Source organism: Bifidobacterium sp. UTCIF-39 (assembly GCF_006408715.1).
Taxonomy (GTDB): domain Bacteria; phylum Actinomycetota; class Actinomycetes; order Actinomycetales; family Bifidobacteriaceae; genus Galliscardovia; species Galliscardovia tissieri.
The window spans coordinates 256081-262080 of sequence record NZ_JEOG01000001.1; the positions used below are offsets into that span (position 1 = coordinate 256081).

Here is a 6000-nt window from a genome sequence, read left to right on the forward strand (position 1 = left end):
AGGGAAGGGATCAGAAGGGGAAAGTAATACCAGTCGGTGACTCGTCAATCAGAGATTCGCGACGATGGCCTTGGCCAGCTCGTCGTACTCGGCATCGGTCAGATGCACGCGATCGGGGTTCATGGCAAAGGTGCCGCCCCACTCGAACTCGTCATCCTTGTACTTCGGCACCAGATGGAAGTGCAGATGATGACCGGTGTCGCCGTAGGCGCCGTAGTTCACCTTGTCCGGGTGGAACGTGGCGTGCAGGGCCTTGGCCACGCGGTCAACGTCGTCGAAGAAGGCATTGCGATCGGCTTCGCTCAGCTCCACGATTTCGGAGACGTGATGCTTGGATGCGACGATCACACGACCTTTGTGGCTCTGCTCCTTGAACAGCACCAGCTTGCTCGCCGGCAGTTCGTAGATCTTGATGCCGAAGGCGTCCAGAGCGGCGCCCTCATCGCAGTATGCACAAGCTTCATTGCTCATTGAAATTCCTTTCATCGAGTGCGATCTCGTCATGGAGATGCTGATTCCAGCATAGGAATGCCGGGAAATCGATGCCGTAATTGTTGCCACGAGTTGCAACATTGTCAACAACAATCAAAAAAAGAGGCAAACGCTGGCAACAAAAGAAAGTGATCTGGCTCACGCTTCCTATTGTGAAAAGTGTTCAAAGGATTGCATGGACGCAGTCCTTACGGAAAGACGGAAAACCACGATCACAGCCATACAGTGGCGGCCTAGGCCGTAGTGTGCGCGGTGGTCGGAAGGACCGAAGGAGGTTACTGACCATGGCTTTCATGGATGATGACTACCTGCTGACCACGGATCTGGCCAAGGAGCTGTTCCACGGTTACGCGGAGAGCATGCCGATCGTGGACTACCACTGCCACCTGCATCCGGAGGAGATCTACAAGGATCCGAACTTCAAGGACATCGTCGAGGCATGGCTCACCGACGGCAACAACTACGGCGACCACTACAAGTGGCGTCTGGAGCGTGCCAACGGCGTGCCGGAGGAGCTCATCACCGGCAACGGCGATCCGTGGGACAAGTTCTATGCCTACGCGCAGACCATGGAGAAGGCCATCGGCTCCCCGGTCTACATGTGGACCCATCAGGAGCTGCGCCGCTACTTCGGCATCACCGACGAGCTGAACACCAAGACAGCCAAGGACATCTACGAGAAGACCAACGAGATGCTGGCCACTCCGGAGTTCTCCCGTCGTTCGCTGCTGCGCCGCATGAACCTCGACACCATCTGCACCACCGATGATCCGGTCGATTCCCTCGAATACCACATCGCATTCGAGAAGGATGGCGGCGACACCTTCAAGATGATCCCGGCCATGCGCCCGGACAAGGCCCTGAACCCCGACAAGGCCGGCTTCGGCGAGTGGGTCGACCAGCTCGAGCAGGTCACCGGCGACACCATCAACTCCTTCGACGACATGATGGCCGCCATCAACAAGCGCGTCGACTTCTTCCACGAGCACGGATCCCGCCTGTCCGACCACGCGGCCGACCTGATGCTGTACGCGCCGTCCACCGCCGCCGAGCGTGACGCGATCCTCGCCAAGGCCCGCGCCGGCGAACCGCTGACGCTCGAAGAGGTCACCAAGTACCGCACCCAGCTGTTCCTCGACCTCATGAAGATCTACCACGCCCACGGCTGGACCATGCAGCTGCACATCCACGCCATGCGCAACATCAACGAGCGCGAGTTCGGCATCCACGGTGCCGACACCGGCTACGATTCGATCAACGATCGTTCCATCGCCGAGCCGCTGGCCGCCCTGCTCAACGAGGCCGCTAAGACCGACTCCATCCCGAAGATGCTCATTTACTCGCTCAACCCGAACGACTATCTGGCCATCACCACCATCATGGGATGCTTCCAGGGCGGCATGAAGCAGCGCATGGCCCTCGGCAACGCCTGGTGGTTCAACGACACCCGTACCGGCATCCGCAAGCAGATCCAGACCATGGCCGAAGGCTCCCTGTTGGGCAACTTCGTGGGCATGACCACGGATTCCCGCTCGTTCCTGAGCTTCCCGCGCCACGAGTTCTTCCGCCGCATCCTGTGCGAGCAGCTGGGCGAGTGGGCATCCCGCGGCGAGATCCCGTCGGATCTCGACACTTTGGCCCCGCTGGTGCAGGACGTCTCTTACAACAACGCCAAGGAGCTGTTCGTCTGATCTCCCGATCGGGAATCGGCCGAATCCTCGGGTGATCCGAGGAAGAACAAGGAAATAAGAGAGAGCAGTCGTTTCGGCGCTGCGGTCCCGGTGTCGTTCCATTGGCATCGGTCCGCATCGGTCCGCGCGCCGAAACGACGGCATAACTGAATGACGCATAACTGAAGATAAAGGAAGGACCGTAGCGGCACCGTCGCCGCAACGGGTGTTGTTATCAAAAGGTGAAATACGATGACTAGTGCAGTACAGGAAACGGCCGCCACAATCAACGGCCAGAAGAAGCTGAGCTGGCGAGAAAAGATCGGCTACGGCTTTGGTGATCTCGGCAACGGCTTCATGTTCGATCTCGGTCAGGCCTACCTGACCAAGTTCTACACCGACGTCGCGCTGATCAACCCCGGCATGGTCGCCACGATCATGGCCGTGACCAAGATCTACGACGCCTTCATGGACCCGATCGCCGGCGCGTTCGTCGACAGCCGTAAGATCGGCAAGCATGGCAAGTTCCGTCCGGTCATGATGGTCGGCGCCATCGTGCTGTCCATTCTGACGGTCATTACGTTCACCATGCCCGACTTCCCGATGTGGGGACGTATCGTCTACGCGTTCGCCACCTACATGGCATGGGGAACCTGCTATTCGTTTACCAACCTGCCGTACGTGGGCCTCGCGAACGTCATGACCCGTGACGTCGACGAACGCGCGCAGCTGGCCACCACCCGTCAGGCCGGTTCGCTGGGCGCCCAGTGGATCACCGGCGTGGCCTTCATCCCGATCATCCTGCTGTTCTCCAACTCCGACGGCAAGGTCACCACGTTCCACGGATACGCCGTGGCCGCCACGATCATGGCCCTGCTCGGCGTGATCTGCTTCGCCGTCACGTTCTTCAACTGCAAGGAGCACATCTAGGTCAACCGTGAGAAGACCGGTGACAAGGAGAAGGAAGGCGTCGGCGCCTACATCAAGGTGGTCTTCACCAACAAGCCGCTGCTCGCCATCATTCTGATGACCCTGTTCACCATCTCCGCCATGAACACCAACAACGCCATGATGCTGTACTTCGCCGAGTACAACCTGGGCAACATGGGTCTGCAGCCGGTGATCAACGCCATCCAGATGGGCTGCTCCATCGTGGCCATCCTCTCCATCCCGTTCCTCGTCAAGAAGTTCGGCAAGAAGCAGGTCGCCGTGGTCTGCTTCGTGGTGGGTGCCGTCGCCAACCTGATCAACTACTTCCTGCCGACCAACCTCGTCACCTTCATCATCTTCGTGACCATCGGCTACGTGTGCCTCGCCATCCCGAACGGCATCACCTGGGCCTTCGTCAACGACGTGATCGACTACGGCGAGTGGCACACCGGCATCCGTAAGGAAGGCATTACCGTGGCCGCGTTCAACTTCTCCCGTAAGCTCGCGCAGTCCCTGGCCGCCGTCATCACCGCCGGCATCCTCGGCGTCACCGGCTACGTCGCCAACCAGGTGCAGTCGCAGGCCACCCTGAACGGCATCAAGGGCGCCATGACCCTCTACCCGGCCGTGGCCCTGTTCGCCGCCATGCTGATCATCTTCTTCCTCTACGGTCTGACCGACGACAAGTACCGCAAGATCGCCGACGACCTGAACAACGGCAAGTGGGAGAAGGGCAACCTCTGATCTGCTGATCCAGTGATTCAGTGATCTGCTGATCGGTTCTGATTCGCCTGGTGAATACGATTCTCTGAGTTCAGTGAATTGGATTCGCAAGGTGAGTGATTCACTGAGCGTTGAGTGATTCGCCGAGCGGATCAGAACCATGACATCGCTGATTCCTCCGAACCATATCCCTATGGTTCGGAGGAATTGTCGTATGTGGGGTGAATGCGTGAGATGAATATGCCCGGCTTGATCGCGGTGGAGTGATGTGATTGCGGATGTGATTGCGAGCGGTCCGATCATGCCATGCAATATCCGAACACGGCCATACCGCGGTCGGGCACAGACGTGAATGTAGGAATGGACGCCGGCATGGCCAGGGGCGGTCTGATCGGTATAGGCAGGTTTGGTCGGTATAGGCAGGTTGTCGTGGTCGGACGTGGGGAGCGAGGTGGCTCGACGCTCAGTCGCCCGTGCGATGTGTGCCGTGCGGCTTGCGCAGTCCCAGTCGTACGGCGTCGGTGCCATACCGCTGACGAATCGAATCCAACGCCTTCTCCGCCTGACTCATCCGTTTGGGATTCGGTGTTCCATGAGTTGATGACGGCATTGATACTGATGTCGATCTCGATGGTGACGTTGATCCCGATACTGACGTTGATGGGGGCGTATGACGTCGACCATCATTCTGATCACGAGCATCCCGGTCGTGTGTATCCTGCCCTCGCGTGCCCTGTCCATACATACTCTGCCCATGCGCGGCAGGGAAACGGGAGCCGGCTGACCGCTCGCTAGGGGAGCGGCCGGCATTCTCGACTTCCTCCTCCGCCAGCAAATCGTCAAAACTCGCCTGCACTGGAGTGGTCGCCACATCCGCCAATCCAGACGCACTCAGCCCGGCAAGCCGTACCGAACGCGGCAATCTTGTATCGCCATGATCCGCCGCCCCCTCGGCCATGCCGAGCATACGTTCCAGCAGCCGCACGCTCTGCGGATAGATCGCGCTCGCCGTGGTGACCGGCGTTTCCAATGTGCGCGATTTCGTTGAATACGACAGGTCTGCGAATCGTAGTTTCACTGTGATCGTACGGGCCATCAGGCCCTTGCGTCGCAACGTGGATGCCACGGTGTCGGCGCACCACAGCAGCAGACTCGTCACGTCGTCCGCGCTCGTGGCATCCGTATCGAATGTGCGTTCGGCGCCGATCGACTTCTCTGGGGTGTATGGCGTCACTGTGCGTTCGTCGAGTCCGCGCGCCGCCAGATACAACGAACGCGCATGTGACGCCGAACCGCACGCCTGCGCCAGTTCCCGCTCATCGAGTTCGGCCAATTGCGCCACCGTCGTCACGCCCCACTGTTCGAGTCGTTTGCCAAGTGACGGACCCACGCCGGGAATCGAACGCAACGGCAGCATCTGCACGAATTCGGCCTGCCTGGCCTTGGGAATCAACAACATGCCGTTGGGTTTGGCGTTGGTCGATGCGAGTTTGGCCACGAGCTTGTTCGACGCCACGCCTACCGAACAGGTAAGTCCGAACGTGCGTGCCACTTCGTTGCGCAACCATGCGCCGATCGCGGTCGGACTGCTCCAGCGTCGCAACGCCCCCGACACGTCCATATAGCATTCGTCCACCGACACGCGTTCGATGCGGTCCGTCACCTCGCCGAACACAGTGAACACACGACGTGACATCTCCCGGTAATAGGCCATGTCGACGGGCAGGAAAATACCCTGAGGGCACAGTCGTCGTGCCGTGGCCGTGGGCATGGCCGAGTTCACGCCGAACGGTCGAGCCTCGTAGCTTGCCGCAGACACCACCGATCGTGGACCCGTGCCGATGATCACCGGCTTGCCCTTGAGCTCCGGGTGCCGGGCGATCTCGCAGGACGCGAAGAATGCGTCCATGTCGATGTGCAGCGTGGTGCAGCCGGTCTCGTCATGCCCCCAATCCCGTTTGACGGCGGCAAGACGTGGCGAAGTACTCATACCACCATTGAAGCACGGCAGGTGCCAAATGCGATGTGGTTTCTGTCGAGGAGATCGTCTTCCACGATCCGATCGCCGGGTGGTTTTCGCGGTGGTGTGGTTTCTGTGGTGTGGTTTCTGTGGTGTGATGCTCGTGTTAAGTTTGCGTTTTCGTGGTGGTGTGGTTTTGTGGTGGTGTGGTTTCTGGACTGTCTC

Annotated in this window: 4 protein-coding genes and 1 pseudogene; 2 read left to right on the top strand and 3 right to left on the bottom strand. The window is 59.6% G+C overall.

The features are described 5' to 3' along the window. Window positions 1–48: 48 nt before the first annotated feature. Both EP30_RS00910 and EP30_RS10815 read right to left on the bottom strand, forming a co-directional pair. The gene (locus EP30_RS00910) at window positions 49–471 is read right to left on the bottom strand and encodes an HIT family protein (protein WP_126030356.1); all 423 of its coding nucleotides are present in this window, start codon (window positions 469–471) and stop codon (window positions 49–51) included. Continuing rightward, window positions 461–634 carry a hypothetical protein gene (locus EP30_RS10815; protein ID WP_181160724.1) on the bottom strand — a complete coding sequence of 58 codons (174 nt, stop codon included), beginning with the start codon at window positions 632–634 and terminating at the stop codon, window positions 461–463. Before EP30_RS10815 ends, EP30_RS00910 begins: the two co-directional genes overlap by 11 nt. A 142-nt stretch (window positions 635–776) precedes the next feature. On the opposite strand from EP30_RS10815, the gene uxaC reads away from it, so the two are divergent. Beyond that, entirely contained in the window at window positions 777–2183 is a 1407-nt protein-coding gene (uxaC, locus tag EP30_RS00915; RefSeq protein ID WP_094662362.1) for a glucuronate isomerase, read from the top strand. 231 nt (window positions 2184–2414) lie between these two features. After that, window positions 2415–3836: pseudogene (locus EP30_RS11045) on the top strand (glycoside-pentoside-hexuronide (GPH):cation symporter). A gap of 442 nt (window positions 3837–4278) precedes the next feature. Here EP30_RS11045 and dinB read toward each other — a convergent pair. After that, window positions 4279–5805, bottom strand: coding sequence for a DNA polymerase IV (gene dinB / locus EP30_RS00925; protein WP_140555331.1), 1527 nt, complete (start codon window positions 5803–5805; stop codon window positions 4279–4281). Window positions 5806–6000: the final 195 nt, after the last annotated feature.

Bases quoted from the DNA above. Each gene is read 5' to 3' on its own strand.
- dinB (WP_140555331.1), bottom strand. From the start codon at position 5,805: ATGAGTACTTCGCCACGTCTTGCCGCCGTCAAACGGGATTGGGGGCAT.
- EP30_RS00910 (WP_126030356.1), bottom strand. From the start codon at position 471: ATGAGCAATGAAGCTTGTGCATACTGCGATGAGGGCGCCGCTCTGGAC.
- uxaC (WP_094662362.1), top strand. From the start codon at position 777: ATGGCTTTCATGGATGATGACTACCTGCTGACCACGGATCTGGCCAAG.